This is a genomic window from Spirosoma soli (genome assembly GCF_042684525.1).
GTDB lineage: Bacteria > Bacteroidota > Bacteroidia > Cytophagales > Spirosomataceae > Spirosoma > Spirosoma soli.
The window spans coordinates 1-25,340 of sequence record NZ_JBHULN010000030.1 but is presented as its reverse complement, the minus strand read 5'-3'; the positions used below and the strand labels follow the sequence as shown (position 1 = coordinate 25,340).

Annotated in this window: 27 protein-coding genes, 1 tRNA gene and 1 pseudogene; 19 read left to right on the top strand and 10 right to left on the bottom strand. The window is 49.2% G+C overall.

Features of this window, described 5'->3' with window-relative positions; all coding sequences use genetic code 11:
* Positions 1-2: 2 nt before the first annotated feature.
* Entirely contained in the window at positions 3-914 is a 912-nt protein-coding gene (locus ACFSUS_RS28260) for a T9SS type A sorting domain-containing protein (protein ID WP_381528396.1), read from the top strand.
* A gap of 246 nt (positions 915-1,160) precedes the next feature.
* Positions 1,161-1,757 carry a 3-keto-disaccharide hydrolase gene (locus ACFSUS_RS28255; protein ID WP_381528393.1) on the top strand — a complete coding sequence of 199 codons (597 nt, stop codon included), beginning with the start codon at positions 1,161-1,163 and terminating at the stop codon, positions 1,755-1,757.
* A 58-nt stretch (positions 1,758-1,815) separates the two neighbouring features.
* Here ACFSUS_RS28255 and ACFSUS_RS28250 read toward each other — a convergent pair whose 3' ends face one another.
* A complete protein-coding gene (locus tag ACFSUS_RS28250; RefSeq protein WP_381528390.1) occupies positions 1,816-2,919 on the bottom strand; it encodes an SMP-30/gluconolactonase/LRE family protein in 1,104 nt (367 codons plus the stop codon).
* 435 nt (positions 2,920-3,354) lie between these two features.
* Here ACFSUS_RS28250 and ACFSUS_RS28245 point away from each other — a divergent pair, with 435 nt between their 5' ends.
* Complete coding sequence (locus tag ACFSUS_RS28245; protein ID WP_381528387.1) at positions 3,355-6,591, top strand: reprolysin-like metallopeptidase; 3,237 nt, start codon at positions 3,355-3,357, stop codon at positions 6,589-6,591.
* A gap of 192 nt (positions 6,592-6,783) precedes the next feature.
* Here ACFSUS_RS28245 and ACFSUS_RS28240 read toward each other — a convergent pair whose 3' ends face one another.
* Positions 6,784-7,275: a VOC family protein gene (locus tag ACFSUS_RS28240; RefSeq protein ID WP_381528385.1), complete on the bottom strand. Its 492-nt coding sequence runs from the start codon at positions 7,273-7,275 to the stop codon at positions 6,784-6,786.
* Between the two features lie 87 nt (positions 7,276-7,362).
* Here ACFSUS_RS28240 and ACFSUS_RS28235 point away from each other — a divergent pair, with 87 nt between their 5' ends.
* Complete coding sequence (locus tag ACFSUS_RS28235; RefSeq protein WP_381528383.1) at positions 7,363-7,815, top strand: hypothetical protein; 453 nt, start codon at positions 7,363-7,365, stop codon at positions 7,813-7,815.
* Positions 7,816-8,011: 196 nt separating this feature from the next.
* On the opposite strand, the gene ACFSUS_RS28230 is transcribed toward ACFSUS_RS28235, so the two are convergent.
* Complete coding sequence (locus tag ACFSUS_RS28230; RefSeq protein WP_381528381.1) at positions 8,012-8,527, bottom strand: DUF6265 family protein; 516 nt, start codon at positions 8,525-8,527, stop codon at positions 8,012-8,014.
* A 208-nt stretch (positions 8,528-8,735) separates the two neighbouring features.
* On the opposite strand from ACFSUS_RS28230, the gene ACFSUS_RS28225 reads away from it, so the two are divergent.
* The 3 genes from ACFSUS_RS28225 (at position 8,736) to ACFSUS_RS28215 (ending at position 9,889) form a co-directional block, all read left to right on the top strand.
* On the top strand, positions 8,736-9,008 hold the full coding sequence (locus tag ACFSUS_RS28225; protein WP_381528378.1) for a hypothetical protein: 273 nt from the start codon (positions 8,736-8,738) through the stop codon (positions 9,006-9,008).
* Positions 9,009-9,107: 99 nt separating this feature from the next.
* Complete coding sequence (locus ACFSUS_RS28220) at positions 9,108-9,584, top strand: hypothetical protein (RefSeq protein ID WP_381528375.1); 477 nt, start codon at positions 9,108-9,110, stop codon at positions 9,582-9,584.
* A 182-nt stretch (positions 9,585-9,766) separates the two neighbouring features.
* Complete coding sequence (locus tag ACFSUS_RS28215; RefSeq protein ID WP_381528372.1) at positions 9,767-9,889, top strand: hypothetical protein; 123 nt, start codon at positions 9,767-9,769, stop codon at positions 9,887-9,889.
* A 107-nt stretch (positions 9,890-9,996) separates the two neighbouring features.
* On the opposite strand, the gene ACFSUS_RS28210 is transcribed toward ACFSUS_RS28215, so the two are convergent.
* Positions 9,997-11,163 (bottom strand): esterase, encoded by a 1,167-nt coding sequence (locus ACFSUS_RS28210; RefSeq protein ID WP_381528369.1) that lies wholly within the window; start codon positions 11,161-11,163, stop codon positions 9,997-9,999.
* A gap of 243 nt (positions 11,164-11,406) precedes the next feature.
* Here ACFSUS_RS28210 and ACFSUS_RS28205 point away from each other — a divergent pair, with 243 nt between their 5' ends.
* From ACFSUS_RS28205 to ACFSUS_RS28190, 4 genes are all read left to right on the top strand, one after another.
* On the top strand, positions 11,407-12,984 hold the full coding sequence (locus ACFSUS_RS28205) for a M81 family metallopeptidase (protein ID WP_381528366.1): 1,578 nt from the start codon (positions 11,407-11,409) through the stop codon (positions 12,982-12,984).
* A 315-nt stretch (positions 12,985-13,299) separates the two neighbouring features.
* Complete coding sequence (locus ACFSUS_RS28200) at positions 13,300-14,025, top strand: DUF72 domain-containing protein (RefSeq protein WP_381528363.1); 726 nt, start codon at positions 13,300-13,302, stop codon at positions 14,023-14,025.
* A gap of 114 nt (positions 14,026-14,139) precedes the next feature.
* Positions 14,140-15,081 carry a DnaJ C-terminal domain-containing protein gene (locus tag ACFSUS_RS28195; protein WP_381528360.1) on the top strand — a complete coding sequence of 314 codons (942 nt, stop codon included), beginning with the start codon at positions 14,140-14,142 and terminating at the stop codon, positions 15,079-15,081.
* A gap of 13 nt (positions 15,082-15,094) precedes the next feature.
* Positions 15,095-15,388 carry a chaperone modulator CbpM gene (locus ACFSUS_RS28190; protein ID WP_381528357.1) on the top strand — a complete coding sequence of 98 codons (294 nt, stop codon included), beginning with the start codon at positions 15,095-15,097 and terminating at the stop codon, positions 15,386-15,388.
* A gap of 18 nt (positions 15,389-15,406) precedes the next feature.
* On the opposite strand, the gene ACFSUS_RS28185 is transcribed toward ACFSUS_RS28190, so the two are convergent.
* Positions 15,407-15,655: a hypothetical protein gene (locus ACFSUS_RS28185; protein WP_381528354.1), complete on the bottom strand. Its 249-nt coding sequence runs from the start codon at positions 15,653-15,655 to the stop codon at positions 15,407-15,409.
* A 229-nt stretch (positions 15,656-15,884) separates the two neighbouring features.
* On the opposite strand from ACFSUS_RS28185, the gene ACFSUS_RS28180 reads away from it, so the two are divergent.
* A complete protein-coding gene (locus ACFSUS_RS28180) occupies positions 15,885-16,949 on the top strand; it encodes a DmpA family aminopeptidase (protein ID WP_381528352.1) in 1,065 nt (354 codons plus the stop codon).
* A 4-nt stretch (positions 16,950-16,953) separates the two neighbouring features.
* Here ACFSUS_RS28180 and ACFSUS_RS28175 read toward each other — a convergent pair whose 3' ends face one another.
* Together ACFSUS_RS28175 and ACFSUS_RS28170 are read right to left on the bottom strand one after the other, a co-directional pair.
* The gene (locus ACFSUS_RS28175) at positions 16,954-17,520 is read right to left on the bottom strand and encodes a hypothetical protein (protein WP_381528349.1); all 567 of its coding nucleotides are present in this window, start codon (positions 17,518-17,520) and stop codon (positions 16,954-16,956) included.
* 318 nt (positions 17,521-17,838) lie between these two features.
* Complete coding sequence (locus ACFSUS_RS28170) at positions 17,839-19,893, bottom strand: OPT family oligopeptide transporter (RefSeq protein WP_381528347.1); 2,055 nt, start codon at positions 19,891-19,893, stop codon at positions 17,839-17,841.
* A gap of 132 nt (positions 19,894-20,025) precedes the next feature.
* Here ACFSUS_RS28170 and ACFSUS_RS28165 point away from each other — a divergent pair.
* The 3 genes from ACFSUS_RS28165 to ACFSUS_RS28155 all read left to right on the top strand — a co-directional run bounded on the left by ACFSUS_RS28165 (position 20,026) and on the right by ACFSUS_RS28155 (position 21,416).
* Positions 20,026-20,098: transfer RNA gene (locus ACFSUS_RS28165), tRNA-Gly, on the top strand.
* A gap of 472 nt (positions 20,099-20,570) precedes the next feature.
* Complete coding sequence (locus ACFSUS_RS28160; RefSeq protein ID WP_381528344.1) at positions 20,571-20,780, top strand: hypothetical protein; 210 nt, start codon at positions 20,571-20,573, stop codon at positions 20,778-20,780.
* Between the two features lie 285 nt (positions 20,781-21,065).
* Positions 21,066-21,416: a hypothetical protein gene (locus ACFSUS_RS28155; protein ID WP_381528341.1), complete on the top strand. Its 351-nt coding sequence runs from the start codon at positions 21,066-21,068 to the stop codon at positions 21,414-21,416.
* A gap of 381 nt (positions 21,417-21,797) precedes the next feature.
* Here the strand turns inward: ACFSUS_RS28155 and ACFSUS_RS28150 are convergent, their stop codons facing one another.
* Positions 21,798-22,763 carry a T9SS type A sorting domain-containing protein gene (locus tag ACFSUS_RS28150; protein WP_381528337.1) on the bottom strand — a complete coding sequence of 322 codons (966 nt, stop codon included), beginning with the start codon at positions 22,761-22,763 and terminating at the stop codon, positions 21,798-21,800.
* Positions 22,747-23,307 carry a hypothetical protein gene (locus tag ACFSUS_RS28145; RefSeq protein ID WP_381528334.1) on the bottom strand — a complete coding sequence of 187 codons (561 nt, stop codon included), beginning with the start codon at positions 23,305-23,307 and terminating at the stop codon, positions 22,747-22,749. The genes ACFSUS_RS28150 and ACFSUS_RS28145 overlap by 17 nt, the downstream gene beginning before the upstream one ends.
* Positions 23,308-23,893: 586 nt before the next feature.
* Between ACFSUS_RS28145 and ACFSUS_RS28140 the strand changes: the two genes are divergently transcribed.
* The 4 genes from ACFSUS_RS28140 (at position 23,894) to ACFSUS_RS28125 (ending at position 25,133) form a co-directional block, all read left to right on the top strand.
* Positions 23,894-24,220, top strand: a complete 327-nt coding sequence (locus ACFSUS_RS28140; RefSeq protein WP_381528331.1) for a WYL domain-containing protein — start codon at positions 23,894-23,896, stop codon at positions 24,218-24,220.
* A gap of 184 nt (positions 24,221-24,404) precedes the next feature.
* Positions 24,405-24,644: a transposase gene (locus ACFSUS_RS28135; protein WP_381528329.1), complete on the top strand. Its 240-nt coding sequence runs from the start codon at positions 24,405-24,407 to the stop codon at positions 24,642-24,644.
* The gene (locus tag ACFSUS_RS28130) at positions 24,641-24,856 is read left to right on the top strand and encodes a hypothetical protein (protein WP_381528326.1); all 216 of its coding nucleotides are present in this window, start codon (positions 24,641-24,643) and stop codon (positions 24,854-24,856) included. The genes ACFSUS_RS28135 and ACFSUS_RS28130 overlap by 4 nt, the downstream gene beginning before the upstream one ends.
* Before the next feature lie 19 nt (positions 24,857-24,875).
* Positions 24,876-25,133, top strand: coding sequence for an IS3 family transposase (locus ACFSUS_RS28125; protein ID WP_381528323.1), 258 nt, complete (start codon positions 24,876-24,878; stop codon positions 25,131-25,133).
* 94 nt (positions 25,134-25,227) lie between these two features.
* Here ACFSUS_RS28125 and ACFSUS_RS29205 read toward each other — a convergent pair.
* Positions 25,228-25,340: pseudogene (locus ACFSUS_RS29205) on the bottom strand (IS110 family transposase); the annotation flags it as partial.

The window sequence follows — 25,340 nt, the reverse complement described above, 5'->3', positions numbered from 1 at the left end:
CTATGAAACACATAAGCTTATTACTGTTTGTCTGGTTTAGCTGCTCCTTGTCGTGGGCTCAAAACCAGGTTATGATATCATCGAGCGATGTTCGCTATATGGTGTCGTATGACTCAAAAACCAGTTTATACACCGCCTGGGTGATACCTAATTATAGCACGCCCAACGCCAACAATCCGGAAGCGGAAGATCGCGGAGCAACGGCACAGTTTTCGTTAAAAGTGTCCAAAGATTTTGTGCTAACGGACGTGAGCGATGTCCGGGGTACTTGGGATAAAGCACCTTATAAGCTACTTACGCCGGAAAGCTTCGCTTCGGAGTCAAACTCGGCCTATTATATCATCGGCAAAACCCCACAGGAAACCAACTACGGTGCATTTGTGAGCGGTGAACCAGTTGCTTTGTTTACGTTTAAAGGCAAAGGAGGAAGTCCCGAACAGGTACAGGCCCTCACTGTTGAAGACAAATTCGTGCAGTTTGCCGAATCGAAGATGTCTCTCAACATCCGGAGCAGTTTTTATTCTCGTTCTGGCCAGCGAGCATCTATATCGGCTCACCCGCTGGAGCAACTGAGCGGGGTCACTACGCTGGCCGAAGTGTTGAAGCAGAAACAGGCTCAGTTAGGTCTTGCGTTGAACAACACGGATGAGGATGTAGCTACGCTGTCGGTACAAGCGTATCCAAATCCAGCTACTGATGTAATCGAGGTGAAGTATTTTAGCGCCACGGATCAGCCAGGTCTGCGCATAGACATGCTTGACAATCAGGGAAACATTAAACAGAGCAATACATTAAACGCCAAAACTGGCTTTAATGCAACTCGGTTTGTCGTATCAAACCTGCCCGGTGGTGTCTATTTTGTCCGGGGAGACGTTCAGGGGCAGCGGATAACTAAAAAAATCGTTAAACAGTAAACGCTTAGCCCAAAAGACGAATACTACTGATTGCCCTTCAGCCTCTTGATTGGCCTTAACCAGCCCATTAAGAGGCTGACTCATTTATGAAAAACGCCATTACAACGTGAATGTCATCAACCGTTTTCGCGGTTACTAAACCTGGTTTTGATGCGTCAACTAACCCAGAGTTGCGAAGCCGCTTAATCTTTGCCTACTTTGCCGAAACGCTCTCGTTTTTTACAGAAACGTTAACCTTTTGTACCTATGAATTATTGCTTCACCCTGATTACGGCGCTGGCGATGCTGGCGTTTACCGCTCCAACTAAAACCGTCCAGCTTTTTAATGGCAAAGACCTGACCGGCTGGAAAGTCTACGGCACTGAAAAATGGTACGTAGACAACGGCGAGCTCGTTTGCGAAAGCGGCCCCGACAAACAGTATGGTTACCTGGCTACCGAACAACAATACAAAGACTTTGACCTATCGCTGCAGTTTAAACAGGAAGCGAACGGCAACAGTGGTGTATTTTTTCGGTCGTCAATAGAGGGCACCAAAGTGAGTGGCTGGCAAGTGGAGGTGGCCCCGCCCAACCACGACACGGGTGGTATTTACGAATCGTACGGCCGGGGCTGGCTTGTACAGATCCCCGACGAGAAAGAGTCAATCCTGAAACCAAGCGAGTGGAATACGTTACGCATCCGGGTGCAGGGCGATCACGTGCAGACGTACCTGAATGGAAAGTCGATGGTGGATATGCACGACGAAAAAATTGGACAGGCAAATGGGTCAGTGGCTCTGCAAATTCACGACGGTGGTGGCATCAAGGTACGCTGGCGAAAACTGGAACTCAAACCGCTATAAACACAAAAATGGGGGCTAATTTTTCAGCCCCCATTTTTGTATGGACCAACCATTGGTTCTACTTGGGCAGATCCACGTACGACATAGTATGTACGTTGTCGGCCTTAGTATTCACAAAATGCTTTTCGGGCTTATCGAAGTCTGTAATGTATAAGCGGTTGCCTTTCAGCAATACTTCGGCGGGCTGATCAATCTTACCGTCTTTACCATCCGTATCGCCATTCTGAACGAGTGTCCCTACCTTACCATCGGGAGAAACGGTTAAGATGGCATTGGTGCGGGAATTGCACAGATAAATAGTGTTCGTCTTACGATCGACAATCAGCCCATCGACGCACGAAATCTTTTGGTCTACCTTTACCACTTCTTTAGACGCCAGCGTACCGTCGGGCTTCAGGGTTAGTCGGTAGAGCATTCCGTCGCCGAAGCTGCCCGTGTAGAACCGCCCTTCGCTGTCATAATCCAGCCCATCGGCTCCGTTATCAACTTCTGTCTCGTTGACTTCGGTGGTAAAGGTCGCTAATACGTGCGGGTCCATTGTTTTGGGTTTAAGCGCCACAACGCCCTTGTTCAACTCGTCGAGTGTGAAGTGCATGACCGCGCTTCCTTTAGGATTATCGGGCATATCCCATTGACTGTCGGTTACATAAATCTTGTTACCCTTCCAGACAACAGCGTTTGCCAGACCAAATCCCGTAACCACCGGATCGACACCCAGTACCTTACCATTCTGCATACGAATGCGCATCAGCCGCGACTTATAATTCTTGTCGTTCTCGTATTGGTTTTCGGCATAATACAGATTGCCGTCTGGTCCAAAGGCTAAATCCATCGGAGCTGCGTGCTTCGTATCCGGATGAGCCGGTAAGCTGGTTACGAACTGGACGGAATCAGCGGCAAACTTGACCAGAACGCCGGGGTATGAATTATCGGCCAGATTGGGCACCGACAAATACACTGTGCCATCGGGGGCCAGCGCCATACCGTCGGGCGTGTTGTATTTGTCGGGCAGGGTGTATAGTAGTTTGGGATCGCCAACGTTAGAGACCGTCTCGGTAGCGCTGTCAAGATCGCCCGTATCAACTCCTTTCGAATTTTCTTTTTTCTGACAAGCCGTTGCCAGACCCAAACCAACCAGTATGGGAATAATGAACTGTTTCATGGTACTACGTTGAGTATGAATGATTACTCCGTCGTAAACCACGTGTTTGTCGAATTGTTGTAAACCCTTATTGCATAGTCAGTAGACAAAACAGATGCCATCCTATTGTGGCTATTCTAGCCTACCTCGCTTATCAGGCCCTCTAAGCTTACCGAATGCGTGAACATCGCAATAGATGGATAACGTGTCCTGCTATATTCACCAGCGTCACAAGCCCATACGGGGCTTTTTTTATGGATGCGACAAATGAGCTACCCTGTGCGACAAATGGAATAGCGTCGCAATGGTGGCTATTTGTACTTGCTGACGAATTGGCAAACGCCCCTGTATGGTTCATAGCCCTGCCTGGTGATATGTCAATGTCCATCCAATGCTAACCCCTGTTTTACGATTAAATCACCTTTTGTTTTACCATTCACTATTCCCCTCATTCTTATGCAATCAAATTCTACCCCTAAAGTAGCCTTATTTGTAGTGCTGCTTTGGATCAGCGCAACCACCAGCTGGGCGCAAACTTCATTCTTCGAGCCTCTTTCTGCTGCCCAGTCCCGCATAGCAACTCCGGCTATTCAGGGCGTTCAGACGTTTAAGCCCTATCGGCTAAAGACAGCCGAACTCCGTCGTTATTTAACCAAAGCCTCCCGTGAGTTCCAGCCGAATAGCAATCCACTACCCGTAGCCATTCCACTGCCCGACGGCACAACCGAAACGTTTGCCTTATTTGAATCGCCGATTCTGTCGCCCAACGTAGCCGCCCAACATCCTGAAATCAAAACATATGCCGGGAAGGGTACCACGCACCAGGCTTATACCATCCGGCTCAGCTTTACAGCGAGTGGTTTCGACGCCATTATCCTGGGAGTAGGAAACGATGCGGTTTATTACACGAAGGCGTCGACCGACCCAACCGACCAGTTGTACATCACCTACTTCGGTCGTGATGCCCGACGGTCAGACATCGTGAAACCGTTTGGCACGACGGGCAAATGTGGCACCTTGTCGCCTGCCATTGATACCCATAAGAACGGTGCCCGCCAGGGCGCCATTGCTAACAATACTGGTACTGTGCTAAGGACATTTCGGCTTGCCTTGGCGGCAACGAAGGAATTTACCCAAAAACAGGGAAATGGGAATGTCAATACCGCATTTAATGCGATGGTTGGCTATGTGAACCGGATGAACGCCGTTTTTCGTACCGAGCTAAGTGTAGCCTTTGTCTTGGTTAGCGGTACCAGCACTATTTTCACCGCGGAGAATAGTGGCGGCTACAACAATAGTGATCTGGATGCGATGATCACTAGAAACCAGTTGGTGCTCGACTCCGCCATTGGTAACGACAACTACGACATCGGCCACGTACTGGGCAGTTCGGGCGGCTCGGGCGAAGGCCTTGCCATTACGCCGTCTGCCTGTATATCAGAAAGTAAGGCGATGGGTGCCAGTAGCTTTGGCGATGGGTCGTTCGCGCCCATATTCGACGATCAGACGTTGAGTCACGAGGTAGGCCATCAATTCGGTATGAGCCATACCTTCAACAGTAGTATTCCGGTCTGCACAACCCGCGAAGCGAAAACGTCGGTAGAGCCCGGATCGGGCACAACCATCATGAGCTATGGCTACACCTGCGACGGTGCAGCCGGTAACGACAACTACGAAACCCCTGCTTACCAGCCGATTCTTAATTTTCATACGGTCAGCTACGCTCAGGCGGTTCAGTACGTTAGCACGTTAAGCTGCTTTACGTCGACTCCGCTTAACAATGTCGTGCCAACAATTACCCGATTCCCGGCCAACGTAACCATACCTAGGTCGACCCCGTTTGTTCTGACCGGCGAGGCAACCGACCCCGACGCGGCCAACGTGCTGAGTTACTCCTGGGAAGGCACCGACATTGGTAAGATAGTGCCCAACGGGTCGACGCTGGCCAATACGGCGCAGCCGCCCTTTTTCCGGAGCTACGCTCCATCGAACAACGGAACCCGGATCTTTCCCCGACTATCGGCTATTCTGGACGGGACTAACTATGCCAAAGGCGATAAACTGCCCTCGGTTGGTGTAGAAACGACGCTGCGGCTGACAGTGCGTGATGGTGCCGGTGGCTTGACCTACCGGACGGTTACGGTGACGATAGATGAAAACTCAGGGCCATTTCTGGAGACGACCAATCTGTCGGGGTCTTACCCAGGCAATTCGTCGCAGACCATCACCTGGAGCGTAGCGAATACCACGGCCCCACCTGTCAACTGTGCAACGGTAGACATTCTGCTGTCGACAGACGGAGGTCAGACATTCCCAGTGACGCTGGTGGCCAACACACCTAACGACGGCAGCGAACCAGTCATTCTGCCTAACGTATTGACCAGCAACGCCCGCATTTTAGTAGCTGCCAGAAACAACGTCTTTTTCGACATTTCAAACGCGAACTTCTCGATTACAGCCCCCGCTGCAACCCTCGTAAAACTTACCAGTCCAGATCCTGTTGCCTCGGAAAACGAATCGGGTGGAGGCCGGAAGGCAGCTATTGGTGCCCGAGCAGCAGCGGCAAACCCCGGCACCCTTCGTTTTGAGCGCAATAGCACGGTAGGGACCCTGGTGGTTAATTACCAAATTGGCGGTACAGCCACCGCTGGCGTCGATTACGTTAACCTACCGACCTCTATCACCTTTACCGATGGTGAGTCAGTGGTGATAGAAGAACTTGACCCTATCGACAATGACGAAGAAGAGGAGGGCGACGAAACAGCGGTTTTTTCGCTGATCGACGGAGATGAGTATGACCTTGACCCAGCGGAGGATACGGCTACTATTCTTATCAAAGAAAAGATTACCAGCTCGACGTTTATGATTGTCGGCGTCACAAACCCCGTATGTCAGACAGTTTCAGCCAATGAGCGTCGGTTGAGCTTTACGCCCCAATACAGTGGATTAACGGGCCAGCCAGTGAGCTTTTCGGTGGTTAATGAGATGTTGCCTACCACGGCGCCAGGGCCCTACACCCTTCGTTTGTATACCGACAACCCGGCGATCACCCTCAAAGCAACACAGAGCGGTAGTGAATCCAGCTTTGTGTATAACTGGCTGCCGGCCTGTTTCAATAACACCCAACCAACAGCGCCCTTCTCCATAACAAACGTTACACTGGTTAACTGTCAGACAGTTTCAGCCAATGAGCGTCGGTTGAGCTTTACGCCCCAATACAGTGGACTAACGGGCCAGCCAGTGAGCTTTTCGGTGGTTAATGAGATGCTGCCTACCACGGCGCCAGGGCCCTACACCCTTCGTTTGTACACCGACAACCCGGTTATCACCCTCAAAGCTGTACAAAGCAGTAGCGAATCCAGCTTTGTGTATAGCTGGCTGTCAGCCTGCTCGGGTAGTAACAGCAGCCGGATCTCCACGAGTGAACCGGAGAGTAGGCTACACGTTCAGCTACTGGGTAACCCCACTCGCAATGGTCGGCTAAGCGTTCGGGTAGCAGGCGCTCAAGGTCAGCCGTTACAGCTGAACCTACTTGACGTACAGGGCCAACTGATCGACTCGCACTCGATTGAGCAGGCCGCCACGCAGGAACAGCACACATTTGAGGTTAGCCGTCAGCCGACCGGTGTCTTGTTGTTGCGGGCCATGACGCCTACCCAATCAAAGATAATCCGGGTTGTCAAGGGTGAGTAATAAGCCGTTTTTGGGTAAGCTGACCTCTTGCTCTATCATGTAAACAGTTCTGATAGTAGAGGCTAAACCAATCCCCTTCTTTCTATTCCTCGCATGGCAGTAATGCCAGAAGGTTAGAGAGAAGGGGATTGGTTTAACGTAGGTTATGAATCGACCCCAAGTCAATTAAACTACAAAAAGCGTTAGCCTTGTCTAGCTATGTAACTCAGCTAATAAACCATCCAGGTTCAACCGATGCGTGTACATTTCTATAGAGCCGTCGGGTTTACGCGGCCATTGGTCCATGGGGCGGTCCCAGTATAATTCTACACCATTACGATCCGGGTCATTTAAGTACAAGGCCTCCGAAACGCCATGGTCAGAAGCGCCCGTCAGGGGATAGTTTGCGTCCATCAATCGTTGAAGAGCAACCGCCAAATCCCGGCGGGTTGGAAACAGGATGGCGGTATGAAACAATCCCGCGCTACGTAAAGGCGCAGGTGGCCCGTCTTTGCTATACCAGGTGTTCAGCCCGATGTGATGATGATAGCCGCCCGCCGAAATAAAGGCGGCCTCTTTTCCGTAAGTTGTTATAAGTGAGAAACCGAGCAGATCGCGATAGAAAGCCAGAGCCCGGTCGAGATCAGCTACTTTCAGATGAACATGACCAATACGGGCCTGAGCAGGAATTGTGTAAGGAGCCATAAGCGAACACAGTGTAGCTAAGCGCTTTAAAATTAAGTTTACATACGTTGACAGCCAATTGTATCAACATCTATCCCAACTTATACCATGAAGTTACTTCATATCATTTTGGCGGGTATTGCTGGTACAGCCCTGATGACATTCTTCATGTACATCATGACATTCATCACCGACCGGGTTATGAAAGTGACCCAAATTTTGGGCACCATGCTTACCTTCCAGACATCGCCAGACGGCAACCTGTCCGATAGTCGTTTGGCCGTAACCGTTGGTATTATCGGACATTATCTCATTGGTATTGCCTTTGCCCTTTGCTACTACGGCTTATGGTTATTAAGCATTGGGCAACCAGACTTTCAATCGGGCATCTGGTTAGGGATAGGTAGTGGGCTGGCCGCTATTATCTTCTGGTACAGTTTTTTTGTCCTTCATCCGAAACCACCCGCCATTTCATTGAAGCCTTATCTACTTTCCTTATTCATGGCACACCTCGTCTTCACATTCGGCGTAATCGTTACGTATAATTGGCTACGTTCGTAGCTAAACTTCAGCATTGAGACAGCTCATCTCTGTTATTCCAGCACAATAAACCCGAACGGGCAGTACCTGCTGAGTTGTATGACCCAAATGATTCTATCCTGATAAAAGGCCATAATAAGGCAATGAACTCATACAAACCATCAGCCTAAATCATAACCATCATAAAAATCAGCGGTCTATTGCCAACAAGTAAGCGTTATTTGACACGGTCGAATACAAACAGATCGTTGAATACCCATTTACCGTCTTTTTGCTGCCCACGCTGAATAACCAACTGGTCTTTCCCCCGCTTTTCGTAGATAATTCGGATGGAAGCATCGTCTTTTTCGAACAACGCCCGGTCATTACTAGCTTCAATGAACACGTATCGATCTGACTTATCTTTTTCTTCCTGTCCAATTAAGCCAGGCTTAAAGTGTTTTACGAGGGAAACTGGTCCGCGTTCGGTTTGCTCGTACACCAGGATCTCGTACATACTAATCTTGTTGTCTTTCATCATCCGGATAAAGCCAGCCGTATTATCACTTGCCGGAGCCATCCACATGGCTTCAATTGGGCCGCCGTTAAATGTACCTTGCCAATGTCCTTCAATGAATTTTATGTCGGCCAGGCTACCCGTTCTAGCAGCTGTTTGTGCATAAGTGGTAAAGGACACCCAAAAACAAGCAAGAAAAAGCAAATGAATTAGATTGGCTGAACAGGTATTCTTCATGTGGTCAATTGATTAAGTGATGTGCTTAAGAGTTGTGTACTGTATTGTCTCAATACAAAGTGCCTAATGCTTCAATTCTCCTTTGATGGCTACTCATTGCTTGCCTCATTGGTATGAACAATTGACTAGGCTAGCGGTTGAGCGTGTAATTAGGAGCTTACCCAATGAATCATGGGCTAAGTCCGTATCTGACATAATCAACTCAACCATGGAAAACCAAACGAACCAAAATACACCAGACCAACCTGACGATCAGGTCGACGGTGTGTATGACAAGCCAGGACTAGGCCACTCGGGAACCGAGAATGACGATAAACGTAGTGTGCCTAAAGACGGCCCGAGCGGAGAGAACACAAAAAACAATGGCGAACGAGGGGGTGGCTTGTGGACTAGTGGAGGTAAGGTGACTGCCGGAACACCCTACCATGGCGAATATGGCAAACCCAAACCAGATCGGGAGGCCACTACTGAAGACGAGTAAATTCACTTCTCAGATAAGTGATCAAACAGCCGACTGCTTTTTTGTAGTCGGCTGTTTGTGTTTAGTAGTATTTTTACAAAGCTAAACTCATTCACGCTCATGCGACGTCTTCTGTCCTACCTATGCTCACTGGCGATCTTAACAAGTTGTGGTACGCGATCTACCGAAACCACAACTGCGGCAGCTGGCTCTGCTGATTCCGTTGCAACGACAACTGCGCCGGAAACAACCTGCTTCCAACAGGTCGTCGGGCGTGATACAACAACGCTGCGCCTAACCATAAGCGATTCAATCGTAACGGGCGAGTTATCGGTGTTGCCGTTCGAGAAAGATAGGGCGACTGGTCCAGTTCGTGGTACGTTAGCCAATGGTCAGGTTAAAGCCGATTGGCAGCGCTCGGGCGAGGGCGTCACGCAGCCTTACGAGGTGGCATTCACCATGAAAGGCGATACGGTAATGTGGCGAGAAGGCGAACGAATTGAGAAGCAGGGAAAGTGGGTGTTGGCCAACCCCGACAAAGGCTATCAGTACGTGCTGACAAGAGTCGAGTGTATACCTACAGGTAGCCGTGATTAAGCTAAACGGTTAACGTCTTTACAGATCAACTACTAAGCTTTGACGCTGATTAATGTAAGTCAAGCATACCAATCTGACCATCTGATAATCGCCCTACAAACGAATAGATATGTATGGATGGTTATCAGAAACGTGTATTGATCCACTGAGGGACGTACAAAAAGCATTTGTTGAGTGTAATAATGAGCACGGTGATCGCCGTGCAGTACAAGCACAACCTGTCGTTTATGCCCAGTTTGCCAGTCAGCCAGTTTCGGGCTTTCGCCCACGAAGCTATCCTGCCCATAACTAGTACTCAGCGTTAACGCCATCAGCAGGTAAACCCTACTTGTTCGGGCCAGGAGTAGCCTGGCCAGTTTTCGATAGCAGTTTGTTTCAAAACCAAATCCTAAACAAGTGCTACATCAATTTTTCACTGAAACAACAACGGCGTGTACTCATTCAGGTAATGCCGCCAGTTAATCCAGGTATGACCACCGTCCGTTTCCTTGTATTGATACTTGATTTGATGCTTGTCGAACAAGGCCATGGTTTGCTTGCAAGGCTCCATGAGGAAATCGTCTTTCCCAATCTCGAACAGAAACAGCTTCTTATTTTTATTGAAGTTGGGGTCCTGTAAAGTTTTGGCGTATTGGCTTTCAGCTTCACTAATGGAGCCGCCGAAAAAGCCAGAGCTAAACACGCCCACGTAGTTGAACAACTCAGGGCGTGACAGGCTCACGTTCAATGTCTGAATGCCACCCATCGATAAACCCGCCAGTGCCCGATTGTTGGCTCCGGTTAATACCCGATAGCTTTTTTCTACGTAAGGCATTACGTCTTTCGTCAGTTCGTTGGCAAACATCTCCTGCATTTTAGGAAGCAGTTTAGCGAAGTCGGCCATATTGGACGAAGGCGGCATAGGCATACTTCCATTCGGCATGATCACAATCATAGGCTTAGCCTTTCCGGCGGCAATCAGGTTATCGAAAATGAAACTGGCGCGACCAATGGTGTTCCAGCCCGAGTCGTCGTCACCCCCGCCATGGAGCAGATAAAAGACAGGGTATTTCGTCTTGCCTTGCTCGTACCCCGGTGGTGTATATACGTGCATCCGGCGCGACATGCCCAGCGAATTTGACTGGTACCAAACCTGCCGAACTTCCCCGTGCGGAACAGGCTGATTGTCTTCAAAAGCGGTTTCTTTGCCCACCACGGCCATTATATTCTCTAAGCTGCTGATACCTTGTTTGATAGCCGGATTCTTCGGGTCCATTGTCCGCACACCGTCAACCATTAGAGTATAGCTGTAATAGTCCGGTTTAAGCGGGCCCGTTACAACCGACCACACACCCTGTTCATCTTTGGCTAGGCTAAGCGGTTTACTCTGTCCCAGGAAATCACCCGATACTATCACCTCACTGGCCTTAGGGGCGTAGATGCGAATGGCAACACGATTATCGGCCATGACGTGTGGAGATTTCAGCGTATCGTTGGGTGTTGGCTGCCGCTGGGGCGCTTGAGCCATTATTTGCAGACTGGTAGCGAAGAGGACTATGCCTAACCGGATGCCTGCGTTCAGTGTAGCGAGACGTAACATAGATCAGAGAATAAGTCTTGTTTATGACAAAAGACATCGTTTAGCATAAGCTACCGCTATCAAACTTTTAGCTGGTACTTATTTATACTTCATAATTTATCAGATGTGTACGAAGCTAATCTGATAAATTGCCGGGCTTTACATCAAATTGACATACAGAACAGTCGTTCATAGTATGTACAGTGTAGGTAACTCAGAGACACAAACCCTTGTCTCAATCGTTGAATGCGCTAACTTGTAGGCATGAAACACCTGATTTTAGCGCTCATTGCCTGCTTCGCATTCACGAATTGGGCCTGTGCCCAATCGCCAAATAACGCTAGTGGAACTCCTCTGCCCCGAATAGCCATTGCAGGATTGGGCATTGAATCGAGTACGTTTTCGCCAGCCGTTACCCACGAAGAAGCGTTCCATGCCCGATATAGCGGAGAAGTCTTCAACGCCTATCCGTTCATGATGCCGGTGTCTCCCTTGCGCAAACAGGCGATCTGGCTGCCGGCCATTGTGGGCAAATCGCTTCCCGGAGGGGCTGTAACCCGGGAGGCTTATGAATCGCTGGTGAACAAAACGCTGGATAGCCTCAAAAAGTATGCTCCTTACGATGGACTCTACTTCGATATCCACGGCGCTATGAGCGTAAAAGGATTAGACGATCCCGAAGGTGATTTTATCACCCGAATCAGGCAGGTAATCGGGTACAAAACGCTTGTTTCAACCTCCATGGATTTGCACGGCAACGTGTCACGACGGTTGGCGCAAAACACCGACTTAATGACCTGTTATCGCATGGCGCCCCACGAAGATGCTATGCAAACGAAAGAACGAGCCGTGGTTAATTTGCTGGAGCGTATCAAAAGCGGAAAAGGAAAGCCAGCTTACAAGGCATTGATTGCTATTCCTATTCTGTTGCCCGGCGAACAAACCAGCACACGTATTGAGCCGGGCAAAAGCCTGTATCAGGCAGTAGCCCCCATTGCCGATCATCAGGACGGCATTGTCGATGCAGGCATATGGATCGGCTACGCCTGGGCCGACGAACCGCGTAATCACGCAGCCATTATGGTAACCGGCGATGACAAAGCAAAAGTGACGCAAGCCGCCGAGAAACTAGCGCTCGACTTCTGGAACGCTCGGTTTAAGTTCGACTTTGTTGCCCCGACAGGTACGCTGGAGCAGTGTCTGGCCAAAGCCTTGTCCAGCCCCAAACATCCGTTCTTTATCAGCGATACGGGTGATAATCCGACCGCTGGGGGCGCTGGCGACGTAACCTGGACACTTACGCAGATACTGGCTCGGCCAGAGTTTCAAAAAGAGAATGGCCCGTCGTTGATTTACGCGTCTATTCCTGATCCGGAGTTGGTCAAAAAAGCGATAGCGGCTGGCGTCGGCGGCAAAGTCGAAGGCAGGGCCGGTGCGCATGTAGATGCCCGGTTTGCCCCGCCCGTTCCGCTCAAAGGTACGGTCGAATCAATCGTTAAGGGCGATAAAGACGCTGAAGTAGAGGTGGTTGTCAAAGTAGGTAGCGTACATGTGATCGTTACGCAAAAGCGGAAGCCGTATCACAAAGAAGCGGACTTCACCCGACTAGGTCTAAAGCCCCGTCAATCGGACATTGTCGTTGTCAAAATAGGCTACCTGGAGCCAGAATTGTATGCGATGCGGGCCGACTGGATTATGGCGCTGACACCCGGAGGAGTCGACCAGGATTTGGCGCGGTTGCCGTATAAGCGAATACTCCGGCCTATGTTTCCACTTGATCGTGACATGAAGACCCCAGACTTATCGGCCAAGTTGGTACCCTTGTCTGGCGAGGCTAAATAGCTTTTCTAACAGTGGTTTGTTGACGAAAGTCACTTAGTCATTAATTTTTAGCTGTAGGTTAGAAGCAGTTTGAGTTAGTGAAGTTGAGCGAAGTTTCAACCTTCGCTCTGGCGTTATCCGCCGGGCTGCCGTCGCAGTTCCCCGCCAGTGCCATCGGTGACCGGTCACAGACCGGATAACGCTTGGTCGTAGTCCGGAGACTACGACCTACCAAAACGACTTGCTGGGACCATTAGTTAAGAACAATAAAGGCAATACAAGACGAAACGGCTACCGTATGGTTATAGGCTGTAAGCAACTAGCTATACAGGCCGCATGAGTATTCACATTGGTACATCGGGTTGGAGCTACGACCACTGGCAGGGTGTTTTATATCCGCCCAAAACGTCTGCTGCCAAGCGGTTAACGTATTATTTGGACCAGTTTGACACCGTTGAACTAAACAGCAGTTTCTACCGCTGGCCTACCCCCGAAACGTTTGCAGGCTGGCAAGCTAAGCTGCCTCAGAAGTTTCTGTTATGTGCTAAAGCGCCCCGTTGGTTAACCCACGTTAAGAACTTAAAAGAACCCGAGTTATGGACCGACCGAATTCAGGAAAGCTGGAGCGCCTTGGGAGATAAGAAGGCTATTTTGCTAGTGCAGCTTTCGCCCCGCTTCGCCTGTAATTATGATCGTCTGGCAGCCTTCCTGCAAGAGATGCCCCGCTGGATTCAGATGGCGGTAGAATTTCGGCATCCTAGTTGGCATACCGAAGCTATTTTTGATTTGCTGGAGCAACATCATGCGGCTTACTGCATCATGAGCGGGGCCAATCTACCGTGTATTCTCCGCCTAACAGCTCCCGTCGTTTACGTACGCATGCATGGTCCGGAGTCACACCCCCTTTACCACGGTAGTTATTCTGACCCAGAACTAAGCGAGTGGGCCGAACTCATAGGCGTTTGGGAGGCTTCCGGAAAAGACATCTACGTGTATTTCAATAACGACATTGGTGGTCATGCTATTCGCAATGCGCTAACGCTACGGTCGCTGGTTCGGTGAAGAATTCATACGTAGCTTATCATACCAACGTAATGCTTCATTATTCGTTAACCTTCCTGACTCGTATGCGTTTATTACGGTATAAGTAGTTGTGCAAAACGCCCCTCATAGCGTATGGACTTCATTGATTACTACAATGTACTGGGCGTGCCTAAAGATGCGTCTGAAGACGACATCAAGAAAGCGTATCGCAAACTGGCCCGAAAACACCACCCGGATCTCAATCCAAACGATGCTGAGGCTAACAAAAAGTTTCAGCAGATCAATGAGGCTCACGAAATCCTGAGTGATCCGGAAAAACGGAAGAAGTACGACCAATACGGTAACGATTGGCAGCATGCCGATCTGTTTGAGCAAGCCCGGCGAGAAAACGCTCGGCATAGAAGTACCCAGCGAGGGCAACAGCAACGTCAGAGCAACACGACTCAAGGCGATGCCGATGATTTTGACTTCTCGGATGGTTTTGGCGGTGCCGATTTCTCCGATTTCTTATCATCATTGTTTGGCCAGGAGGGCCGCCCCGGAGGGAGTAGCCGACGCGAGACCACCTTTCGGGGGCAGGACTATCAGGCTGAGCTGCACCTGAGCCTACGAGACGCCTACACTACGCATAAACAGACATTAACGATAAACGGCAAAACCATTGGTATCACCATCAAAGCGGGTGTCGAGAACGGTCAGAAGATTAAACTGACCGGGTACGGTGCAACCGGCGTCAATGGTGGTCCCAACGGCGATTTATACATCACCTTTGTTATCACCGATGACCCGCGCTACAAACGTAAAGGCAATGACCTCTACGTTACTGAAGAAATTAATTTGTACACGGCCGTGCTGGGGGGCGAACAGATCATCGAAACCCTGACTGGAAAGGTAAAAGTCAACGTACCACCGGGCACTCAGAATGGCGCCAAAGTGAGGCTAAAAGGGAAAGGTTTCCCGGTTTACAACCAGGAAGGAACGTTTGGTGACCTCTACGTTGAGTGGCAGGTAAAATTGCCAACCAACCTGACTGATGAGCAAAGAGAGCTTTTTCAGAAACTAGCCACCTTGTAACTTATAGAAATCCATGCAACCCGAACACCTCATATCCGTCCAGGAATTTTGTGGTTATCACCACCTCGAAATTGAGTTTGTGCAGACGCTGGAACAGCGCGGACTTATTCAGACCATTACGGTTGAGCAGTCGCTTTATGTGCATTCGGAGCAACTCGCGCAGTTGGAAAAATTTGTTCGGCTTCATCAGGAACTGGCCATCCATACCGACGACCTCGACATCGTGAGCAACCTACTGGAGCGGTTGGATGATCTTCAGCATCAGGTAACCCAACTGCAAAACCGACTGGCCTTTTACGAGCCATAAGAGATCAGTTAATCGATATCAAACCTTGCCCTTATAATCCCAATGATCTTTCACGACGGCCCCGTTTGCGTCTTTCACAAGTCGGCGCGAAAAGTGATCGCCTTTGATCATTCCATGTTCGTCGGCCTGGCCGATAAACAGCAGAATTGGGTTTCCTTCATCATCGGTTTTAAACGCTACGTCATACCGACCAAATGTAGCCGCCACCATCTTCGACGGTTCATACTTCTTACTCAACTGTTTGAGTAACTTCTCTCCTATTTTCATGACGCTGAGTGTTTGTTCTTGGCGTCATAAGTCAGAAGCCTGCACAAGTGTTTGTTAACGATTAGCTAAGTAGCCGATTATTTTCAAGGTACTGGCTGAGCCGGTCTGTGTAAGTCAAGTCTATTCACGTAATTTGGTCTCGATCCTCCGCGTTACACAACTCATTGGTATGGTATTCATCTTCCGACTGATTTTAATCACTTGCTTTTTAACGATCTTCAGCGCATCAATGGCTCAATCAGACAAACGCCCTCGTGATTACGGTATTCGCTTTGGTGTATTGCCAGTCGGCCCGTTGAATGCCATTACCGACGTACCGGGTGTCCGGGTGGGCCAGGTCACGCTCCAGCAAGGACAGAATATTCGTACCGGCGTAACGGCCATTGTACCACACGAAGGAAATCTATTCCAGCAGAAATGTCCAGCGGCCATTTACATTGGCAATGGCTTCGGAAAACTGACGGGCTACAGTCAGGTTGAAGAACTAGGTACCCTCGAAACGCCCATTGTGCTAACCAATACGTTGAGCGTTCCCACAGCCGCCGAGGCCTTGATTGATTACACCTTAGGGCAACGTGGCAACGAGCAGGTGCGCTCGGTTAATTCGGTGGTGGGCGAAACAAATGACGGAACCCTCAACGACATCCGCGGGCGGCACGTCACCAGACAACACGTACTCGACGCGCTTCGACAAGCCAAACCAGGTCCGGTTGACGAAGGTAACATTGGCGCTGGAACCGGTACAGTTTGTTTCGGTTTTAAAGGCGGTATTGGCACGGCGTCTCGTAAGCTGCCCGCTTCGCTGGGTGGCTATACGGTAGGGGCACTGGTACAAACGAATTTTGGTGGTGCTTTACAAATTTCTGGTGTACCCATTGGGGTGGAACTTGGGCGCTATTCGTTCAAAGAAGGCCTCGATGGCTCTTGCATGATGGTCGTGTTGACGGATGCTCCTTTGGATGCCCGCAACCTAAAACGGCTAGCCAAACGAGCGTTTATGGGTTTGGCCCAAACGGGTGGTATTGCCTCGAACGGCAGTGGCGATTACGTAATTGCCGTTTCAACGGCTTATCGCATTCCGCACGAAACTACCAGCGCGTTTGATGAAGTCAAATTGTTACGTAACGATAACGTATCTCCGCTGTTCATGGCGGCTATTGAAGCCACCGAAGAAGCTATTATCAACTCGTTGTTCGCAGCCCAGACTATGACGGGCGATCAGGGCCATAAAATAGACGAGCTACCTGTAGAAAAGGTCGTTGACTTATTAAGGAAAGCAGGGCAGGCCAAGTGAACCTTTACGCGCCTTCTACTACAGGTTGCTCTTTCGTGGATAGTCGGCGAATTAAGCCGTATAGTATCAGGCTAATGACTACTCCAAATAATCCCCATTTCAAATTTGTCAATAGTGAACAAAGCGAGGCAACCGTAGCCGATGTATTAGGGTAGGTTTTGAGTAAATACACAATACAGGTGTTCTCCGCCAGATCAACCAACAGAATACCAGTGGGCAGTATGTTAACCAGGCGAAATGGCGAATACGACCTATTTCTAAACAGAAGCGATAAGATCAAACCTAGCAGAAACGTGTAAATAAGTGGGTAAGCGACATCGGCCGTTAGCTCACCCAGTGCATAAACGTCACGTCCTGCCGGTCCGTAGGCAGCCACCATTTGTTGCACCCTTACCGGATCGTAGCCAAACAGCAGATCAAGTGGCCCGATTGGCTGACCAGCCAACGCATTCATACGAGCTTCCAGCGTTTTCAAAATATAAGCGGGAAACACTATGTACAGAGCTATGACCAGCAGCAGTGTTTTCCAGGAAGCAATTCGATAAAGAAAGGCAGACAGAGCAGTTAGCATGAAGGTAGGGCATTCACGAGATATGAATATAACGCCCTAATTAACAGCTAGCAACAGCCCAATACACATTCGGTTTAGTAAGCGGTTACCTGCTTCTCGTTGGGCATAGTCTCCAGACTATGCCCCAGCGTTGTCCGGTCTCCAACCGGCGTACGACTCCCTTTACCTCTTGCCGTACTTCAGGTAGTCGATTAGTGTTACTAACCTTGTAGCTAATCAATAAAGCTTTTACATTCTGGAGCAGTCAGAGACCAAGTAGCATAAGGACGTAGCTTAAAATTATGCCCAACAATGCCATTTTATTACTTACAATAAATGCTACCGTTTGGTCGCTACTCGCCATAACAAGGTGGCTAAGCCAGCAAACGCTAGGGCGCCCAGCAATTGGTAACCACCTTCGCCTAATGCACCAGCCAGGGTAGGCTCCACAGTTAGGGCCAACAGGCCATTATAAACCGACTCATTAACTGACAATAAAGCGACTGCCACACCCGCTAAAGCCCCCCCGGCTACGAGGCCCGTCGCAAAAAGGTTGCCTTTCCCCAAGTCAGCATCTTCTTCAACAATGCCTTTTCGTTTGGCACTTGCGTCAGCAATGGCTTTTACGAGTCCGCCGATAAAAATGGGAAGTGTCGTTGAAAGGGGAAGATAAAGCCCAACGGCAAACGCCAGCGCGCTCACGCCAACCAGCTCGAACACGAAGGCAATGAACGCCCCAACCAATACAAATTGCCAGTCGAGGTTAAACGACAGGAGTCCCTTAATGAGCGTCGCCATAAGGGTTCCCTGCGGAGCCGGAAACTTGTCTGACCCAATGGCATGAGTGATTCCCTGGGCTACTAAATCAGGTGTAGGCGTATCGAGGATTTTCACGGTAGCCCCAACCACCAACGACGACACAATCACTCCAATGAACAAAGCAATTTGCTGATAGCGGGGTGTAGCACCAATAAGGTAGCCCGTTTTAAGGTCTTGCGACGTAGCACCGGCATTTGCAGCCGCTACACAAATCATACTACCGACGACTAACACAGCCGGTTCATAAGCTTTACCAGTTAATCCAAAGCCAATGAAAACAAGCGCCGTTCCCATAATGGTCGCAATGGTCATCCCCGACACGGGCGAAGAGCTTGACCCGATTAGCCCAACGATTCGGCTCGCAACCGTCACGAAAAAGAAGCCAAACACAATTACCAGAATGGCGATCAATAACTTTGTTACTACAGAATCGCCCGGAATTTGTGGCAACAGCACCATTAAACCAACCAATACAGCACTGCCAATGACAACAATACGGACGCTAAGGTCTTGCTCCGTACGGGCCGTTTGGCTAGACTGGCTCAACTGCCCTTCGGTCTCAATGGCGTTCAGCGACGAGCGACTAAAGCTCTGGCGAAACGACGACACGATGGTTGGAATCGTTTTAATCAACGTCATGAATCCACCGGCCGTAACGGCTCCAGCCCCAATTTGTCGGATGTAGGCCCGATAAATAGCCGCAGCCGTATCGCTGAAGGTGTGCGTTTGGGGGTTCCAGCCGCCGGGTCCGCCTGAAGTTTGCAGATTCGTCAGATAACCAAGCTTCTGAAGTTGCAGCGCAATGGTATCGCCCGGTACCACCGATGCCAGCAGCGGAATTAAACCCAGCCACGCCAGAATACCTCCACCAACCAACACCGCCGAAATCCGAAACCCGATGATGTATCCCACCCCCAGGTATTCGGGGGTGATTTCGCCCGCCACCTGCGCGGATGGGAAATAGCGGTTTGTCTGCCTAGTTGCCCAAACTGGTACTTCGGCAACGACGTGCAACACCTTTTGCAGGAGAGCATACAGTAACGCTACGCCTAGTCCTTGATAAGCGGTTTTCGCAAAGTCACCACCTTTCTCGCCAGCAATTAACACCGACGCACAAGCGGTACCTTCTGGATAAGGCAACGTGCCATGCTCCTGCACAATCAGCGACCGACGTAATGGAATCATCATGAGCGTTCCGACCAAACCGCCCAGAATGGACAAGGTCAGAATTGTCCAGTAGTTAAAGAACTCTGCTCCGGTGCCGTTGGTCAGAAACAGAAAGCCCGGCATGGTGAACACTACACCCGACGCAATGCTTTCTCCGGCGGAGCCAGTTGTCTGGATGATGTTATTTTCAAGAATCGTGGTATTCAGGAAGCGTCGGCCCAGTGAGATGGCCAGTACTGCAATCGGTATGGAAGCCGATACCGACAAACCAGCTTTGAGCGACAGATAAACAGTGGCAGCTCCGAATAATACGCCAAATACAGCCCCGGTGATGATGGCTTTCATTGTGAACTCAGCGGGCGATTCAGTGGCCGGAATAAAGGGTTTATGCGTTGATGTTGGTATCATGCAGACATGCTTTTAAACCAAAGAAAGCAAAAACCGCTATTTACCCCGCTAGCCACAAGCGAATTAATTTATGTACGAGTTAAGCCTTGACAAAGTCAGCACTTTTATTGTAAGTTTGTCCTAGTCAATCAAGCGGGAGTAGCTCAGTTGGTAGAGCGGCAGCTTCCCAAGCTGCAGGCCGTGGGTTCGAGACCCATTTCCCGCTCAGAAGTAAAACATTTACTGTTAAGCGTCTATGATTTAGGTCATGGACGCTTTTTTGTTTAAAGACATTGTTGTTACGCTTACTAAAATAAAGTGTTTAGTAACGCTTTATTCCACATAAACTGTGTAGCCGAAGAGTAAACACATCTGGTTCAGTGAGTGGCTTTTATCCAATGGATTTGTCAACAGCCACTCCCGTTCGAGCATTCAAGAATTCGCTCGGCCGTTAGAGACTGGCGATGCTCTGTATGTTCAGCTCTGGTTTGATCAAGAAGGCACGTATAAACTTTCTATCCATTCCGACGCTCATCACCTGGGTAGAAGCACCGGACTTACAATCCCATTCAGTAATGCGCAGGCCAAAATGCTGTTGTGGTTTCACAGACTTACTGATAGTTAGCGGGTCTGTACAGAATCTAATGACTGTTGGGCATCGTATATGATGCATTATCATCACCCACCTACTCCCCTTCATGAAACACGTCTGGATCGACGGTCGGCTTTGCTCCCATCAGCAAGCGGCCTATATGCTACGCAATACCGGCTTTCCACATGCTATTACCCGATACCTCGACAGCCTGCCCGACCGAAGCTATTTTATTACTACCAGCGAGTTCAAGAAAAGCTTCCGGAATTGGCGTGACTCCCATGATAAACAAGCCTCTAAAGTACTAGTCGGATAACAACCCAGCCCCTCAACTGATGAGGCTTTTATATAATACTTGCAATATATATAATAAATATATAATATAGTAGCTTATTATTGTAAACAATTAAAGTGGCTAAACTTAGCCACTCGTGATATCATGCCTATAGAGCACTTTATCAAATTTATGATTGGCGATGAACACGATTTACAAAACAGGCTGTTTGTATCAGAAGGAGTAGGTTATTCTACTAGACTTTTTTCCTGAAAACTATCAACGGCCAAGCCTGCTTACGGCCCAAATAATCAACCAACAAATACGATGAATAACCAATTACCCATGAACCCTCCTAAGGGGCTTATCCGATTCATGCTCTATACCGATACCAACCGACGCCGGGCCATACAGGTAAGCACTGATCAGTGGACGGATGTTGCCACTGTCTACGGGGATCTGTACAGCTATGGAGAGACGCTCGACATGAACCTAGGTGAGCTTGGCCCGGGGCCGTATGTGGTGGCCATGCTACCTCTACTGAAACACATACCCCATCCTGATCAGCCGGGTCAGGTAGTACCACTACGGGTAGTGTACCTTACAAGTGAAACGCTATGGCCTTTCTTCGAGCCGTTAACCGATGACATACTATCCACGGCGATTATGCCACAATAAGACAGGCGAAGCTCCGTCATTTAGCAGGACTTTGCTATTTAAGAGAAGCTTAGACTAGTACGTTCTGCGTGCCTGATTTAACCCAACCACTACCAGCGTAGGTGATCGTAAGTACATGCCGATGCGTCTGGAAGACAGCTACCACGCCACGAACAACCCTGTTACAGGGGTCAGTTTGACCTTCATCAGCATAAAGAAACCCCGGCACTAGCTAGCGCCGGGGTTATCTGTACCCACCGTAACTTAAAACTCAAACTGTTTATATGACGGCAAATATATATTGCGTCACTTTAGCAGAAATGAGCTGGTTAACGTTTTATTTACTCTTTGTTCAACCTGTTGCAGTATGCTGATAATGCCCTTGCTTCACTCAGGGCCTCTTTACTCTTTAATAAGCTTAACCGTCTTCGTTTGCGAGACAGTGCTTACCCGTAAGGCTAACACCCCAGCTGGGCATTGGCTTACCTGCTCAAGGGCACTCGCCTGCTCAATCAGCCTGGTATTGACCATCCGGCCACTAATGTCGTTTACCTGAAGGTGCAAACGCTGTCCCTCCGCTCCTCGCACTTCTACCACAAGTTGGGAACCCACCACCGGGTTTCCCAGGACACGCACCTGCAGCTCAGTCACGGGCTCACCAGTAGCACCCTCCCTAGCAGAAGGGCAGGTCGGTAGCTGATAGTCCAGTTTAACTACTTCGTAGTTGGTATTATTGCGGGTTAGTTGCCGAGCGCTGAGCTTTAGCTTTTCTTTCTTGAAATTCTTAGCCTGAACGGTAATTAGGTTCGTTGTAGTCCAGCCCTGGGTTACCGAAGGAATATGATACTCAATAGGTTGGCCGTTACCGCCCGTAGTACGTAGCGTCAGCTTATTCGTAGCGCAATCGAATAAAGGCGCTACGACCTGAAGAGGGGCCGCCTGAACTACCACTGTGACACTGGCGGGTGTGCTGTTGCACCCACTCGATTGGCAAACCACCGAGTACTCGAACGTACCGACGGTGTTGGTCGAGACAGAAATATCGCCAATACCCGAACTATTGTTGGGACCGGTCCAGCTCAAAGTGCCCCCCTGACAGCCGCTGGCTAGCAACGTAACGTTACCCGAGTACTGAGGCACCGCTACTTTCGACTCTCTTCCTGCATAAAGCTGATTACTTTGGGTGAGTAAGCTAGGCGGGGCCGGAGCGGCCAGCACATTGATTGCCTGGCTAGAGGTGCTCATGCACCCTTGGTTGTTTACCGTGTAAGAAACTGAATACGGCCCGCCGACAGCCACTGTAGCAGGGCTGAAGGTAGCACCTTCGATACCCAGTCCGGCACAGCGTCCGTCAGCTGTAGTTGCCACTAAGGTAATAGCATTTGCTCCCTGGCACACCGGTGATGACTACGCCATCTAGTCTGGTAGGACTAAAGCTATTTACAGTACCGGCGTTTTTAAAGACCACCACATTATTCGCGTTAGTTGAGTTCAGCTGATTATCACTGTCGATATCTCCCGATAAGGTCGTACTGCTGGGCTGCCTCGCTTGGCTAAAGTTCACCCGAGTGTCGGGGTTTGCTCCAATACCCATGTAGCCGCCGAATACAGATACGCCAGCCGGAATTGTAAAAGATACAAGGCGGTCACTCGTAGTAGTGGGCTTATAAATCCCTCCGGCCAATCGAAAAACGCTACCTGCTGTAGATGCAGCTAACTGAGGTTGAAGCTGTTCGCCCGGCAACGCGTTCGCCCAGTCAACGCCGGTTCGCTCACCCGCCCCCTCCGGGGTGACGTACACCGTTTGAGAGCAAGCCTTTTGACTATCAAGTAGCCATAAAGCCAAAGTCAGTAAAGCAACTGCCGGTAGATAACGAGCTGAGGTTAGAGCATTCGTAAAAACTGCTTTCATATTGAGAGAATAAATCCGTTGAAAAAGTTAGTAATCAATCCAGGCATCGCACTGCGGACACACCCAACACGGCTGGTTAAGCGCTCGGCTCCCCGTAATCGAATTCGTCTTGCCTCATGTGAGCATGCCACAACTTCGTCGAAGCGGTACTGTTCTAAAGCAGTAAGAAGAGACTGTGTTTTTTAGGGCAACTCACCCAATACTTTGAACGAGGGTGAGCTTGTTCGCAGACAGGGCACCAGATGACAATAGGATGCATATCAAAAATCTGTGAAGAAGAAACCTGGTGATAACGAAAACAGGAGAGGTGACCACGATAGATAGGGTAGAGTTAGTTGGGATGAATTAGCTTACAGCCTAGTTTATCGCTAAAGTATATCTGGTAGAATCACTTATATTGACTACAACCGAAAATAGGATCAAAAGCTACCCAAAGGAATTCCCCCTTACACTATTGATAATCAGCACCATATAAACCTATTTTGCTTTTAATAAAAAAATAATTTACGTAATTACCTATAGAATAGTAGACTGCCTGTATATTGTATCTGGATTCATAACTAGTCTAACAGTTACTCACCGAATTATGGACATAAGTTTACAAAACAAGTTCTTACAACTTATTGATTCCGCTATCAAAAGCCGGTTAGTTGTTCAGCTTAAGCACAAAGGTACATGGCGTACCGTTGAGCCTTACATGGCAGGTATTCACCAACAGAAGCAAACAGCTAGCCTTTACTGCTACTGCCGTGATGTGATTCCGGGGCAACAACTAGGTAACACCCGGTGGCAGATTTTCAATCTGGATGATATTGAGGACATGGAGTTAACTCTCTATGGATTTGAAACTCATATTGATTACCGTGGCAAGGCTGAGTCTTTCAAACCTGTCTATGCCAAGATGGCCGCTTAAGAGAGTGGTACATGCCGGAGCTCGGCTTAAAATAAAAGTTAGGTTTTAATGGTATAAACGCCGGTACATGTCTATGTCCGGCGTTTTTAGTGACCGCTCTTCGTAAACTCCTTAAGTCCGGACGGCAACGGTTTGAGATGGTCTAATTAATCGGCACACTGGACTTGCTTAACTTCGCAAGACCATGCAGCAATCCAGCAAACCCAAAACTCGGCGAAAATATGACCGCACCGGCGGACCGGCCGACTTCAAAAGCGAAATCGTTAAAATGTTGGTTAGCGGCCAGACAGCCGCCTATGTTTCCAAGGCCTTAGGCGTTTCAGAGAATCTGATCTACCGCTGGAAAAACCAGAACCAAGGGGTAAAAAAAGCAAATGGTGAGCAAAATGAGCTGTCTCTGGAAAATCAGCAACTCAAGGATTGAGTACGATAATTGGAAACGGAGCGAGAGATCTTAAAAAAAGCCCGCCGGGCGGCCCCGTTGAGTATTTTCAGCCGACAGACCTGAGGTTATACTATGAATTCATTCAGGCACTGGCCAATACGTTTACGGTCGAAACACTTTGCTCTGTGCTGGAAGTGAGCCGGACAGCTTACTATCGCTACCGGCGGGGAGAGCTACAAACCAACGGTTGAAAAGGGAAAGAAACAGCAATTGATCAAACAGGTTTTCGCCGGTCATAAACGACGTTATGGGAGCCGACGGATTGTGGCTGAATTGAAAAAGCAAGGCCATGAAGTGGGATGGCATCAGGTGTGGACACTCATGAAACAAGCTGGTTTACAGCCCATTCAACCACACCAGCGGCCCGGCCCGGCTAAATCGTTTGTGCCCCGCACGACGGATAGCACTCATGGAAAAGGCTACTGGCCTAACCTGTTGTTAGATCAGCCCTTACTACAAGGCCCCTAATTTGATTTGGGTCAGCGATAGCACGTATCTGCCGTTGACGAATGGAGAATGGGCCTATTTAGGCTCTTGGATGGAGTAGTCCGATTTCTATGGTTCAAACAAGGATTGGCGTATAATTTTTATCATATTTTTCGTTCCGGCGCACAACGGCATAAACGCGATGAATTAGCTTATTTCGTACAGCGTTTAGAACTAACATACGATTTT

Bases quoted from the DNA above. Each gene is read 5' to 3' on its own strand.
- ACFSUS_RS28230 (WP_381528381.1), bottom strand. From the start codon at position 8,527: ATGAAGAATACCTGTTCAGCCAATCTAATTCATTTGCTTTTTCTTGCT.
- ACFSUS_RS28135 (WP_381528329.1), top strand. From the start codon at position 24,405: ATGCAGCAATCCAGCAAACCCAAAACTCGGCGAAAATATGACCGCACC.
- ACFSUS_RS28170 (WP_381528347.1), bottom strand. From the start codon at position 19,893: ATGATACCAACATCAACGCATAAACCCTTTATTCCGGCCACTGAATCG.
- ACFSUS_RS28180 (WP_381528352.1), top strand. From the start codon at position 15,885: ATGGCTCAATCAGACAAACGCCCTCGTGATTACGGTATTCGCTTTGGT.
- ACFSUS_RS28245 (WP_381528387.1), top strand. From the start codon at position 3,355: ATGCAATCAAATTCTACCCCTAAAGTAGCCTTATTTGTAGTGCTGCTT.
- ACFSUS_RS28235 (WP_381528383.1), top strand. From the start codon at position 7,363: ATGAAGTTACTTCATATCATTTTGGCGGGTATTGCTGGTACAGCCCTG.
- ACFSUS_RS28175 (WP_381528349.1), bottom strand. From the start codon at position 17,520: ATGCTAACTGCTCTGTCTGCCTTTCTTTATCGAATTGCTTCCTGGAAA.
- ACFSUS_RS28185 (WP_381528354.1), bottom strand. From the start codon at position 15,655: ATGAAAATAGGAGAGAAGTTACTCAAACAGTTGAGTAAGAAGTATGAA.
- ACFSUS_RS28140 (WP_381528331.1), top strand. From the start codon at position 23,894: ATGGACATAAGTTTACAAAACAAGTTCTTACAACTTATTGATTCCGCT.
- ACFSUS_RS28145 (WP_381528334.1), bottom strand. From the start codon at position 23,307: ATGAAAGCAGTTTTTACGAATGCTCTAACCTCAGCTCGTTATCTACCG.
- ACFSUS_RS28260 (WP_381528396.1), top strand. From the start codon at position 3: ATGAAACACATAAGCTTATTACTGTTTGTCTGGTTTAGCTGCTCCTTG.
- ACFSUS_RS28205 (WP_381528366.1), top strand. From the start codon at position 11,407: ATGAAACACCTGATTTTAGCGCTCATTGCCTGCTTCGCATTCACGAAT.
- ACFSUS_RS28160 (WP_381528344.1), top strand. From the start codon at position 20,571: ATGAAACACGTCTGGATCGACGGTCGGCTTTGCTCCCATCAGCAAGCG.
- ACFSUS_RS28190 (WP_381528357.1), top strand. From the start codon at position 15,095: ATGCAACCCGAACACCTCATATCCGTCCAGGAATTTTGTGGTTATCAC.
- ACFSUS_RS28195 (WP_381528360.1), top strand. From the start codon at position 14,140: ATGGACTTCATTGATTACTACAATGTACTGGGCGTGCCTAAAGATGCG.
- ACFSUS_RS28210 (WP_381528369.1), bottom strand. From the start codon at position 11,163: ATGTTACGTCTCGCTACACTGAACGCAGGCATCCGGTTAGGCATAGTC.
- ACFSUS_RS28155 (WP_381528341.1), top strand. From the start codon at position 21,066: ATGAATAACCAATTACCCATGAACCCTCCTAAGGGGCTTATCCGATTC.
- ACFSUS_RS28255 (WP_381528393.1), top strand. From the start codon at position 1,161: ATGAATTATTGCTTCACCCTGATTACGGCGCTGGCGATGCTGGCGTTT.
- ACFSUS_RS28240 (WP_381528385.1), bottom strand. From the start codon at position 7,275: ATGGCTCCTTACACAATTCCTGCTCAGGCCCGTATTGGTCATGTTCAT.
- ACFSUS_RS28220 (WP_381528375.1), top strand. From the start codon at position 9,108: ATGCGACGTCTTCTGTCCTACCTATGCTCACTGGCGATCTTAACAAGT.
- ACFSUS_RS28225 (WP_381528378.1), top strand. From the start codon at position 8,736: ATGGAAAACCAAACGAACCAAAATACACCAGACCAACCTGACGATCAG.
- ACFSUS_RS28200 (WP_381528363.1), top strand. From the start codon at position 13,300: ATGAGTATTCACATTGGTACATCGGGTTGGAGCTACGACCACTGGCAG.
- ACFSUS_RS28215 (WP_381528372.1), top strand. From the start codon at position 9,767: ATGAGCACGGTGATCGCCGTGCAGTACAAGCACAACCTGTCGTTTATG.
- ACFSUS_RS28250 (WP_381528390.1), bottom strand. From the start codon at position 2,919: ATGAAACAGTTCATTATTCCCATACTGGTTGGTTTGGGTCTGGCAACG.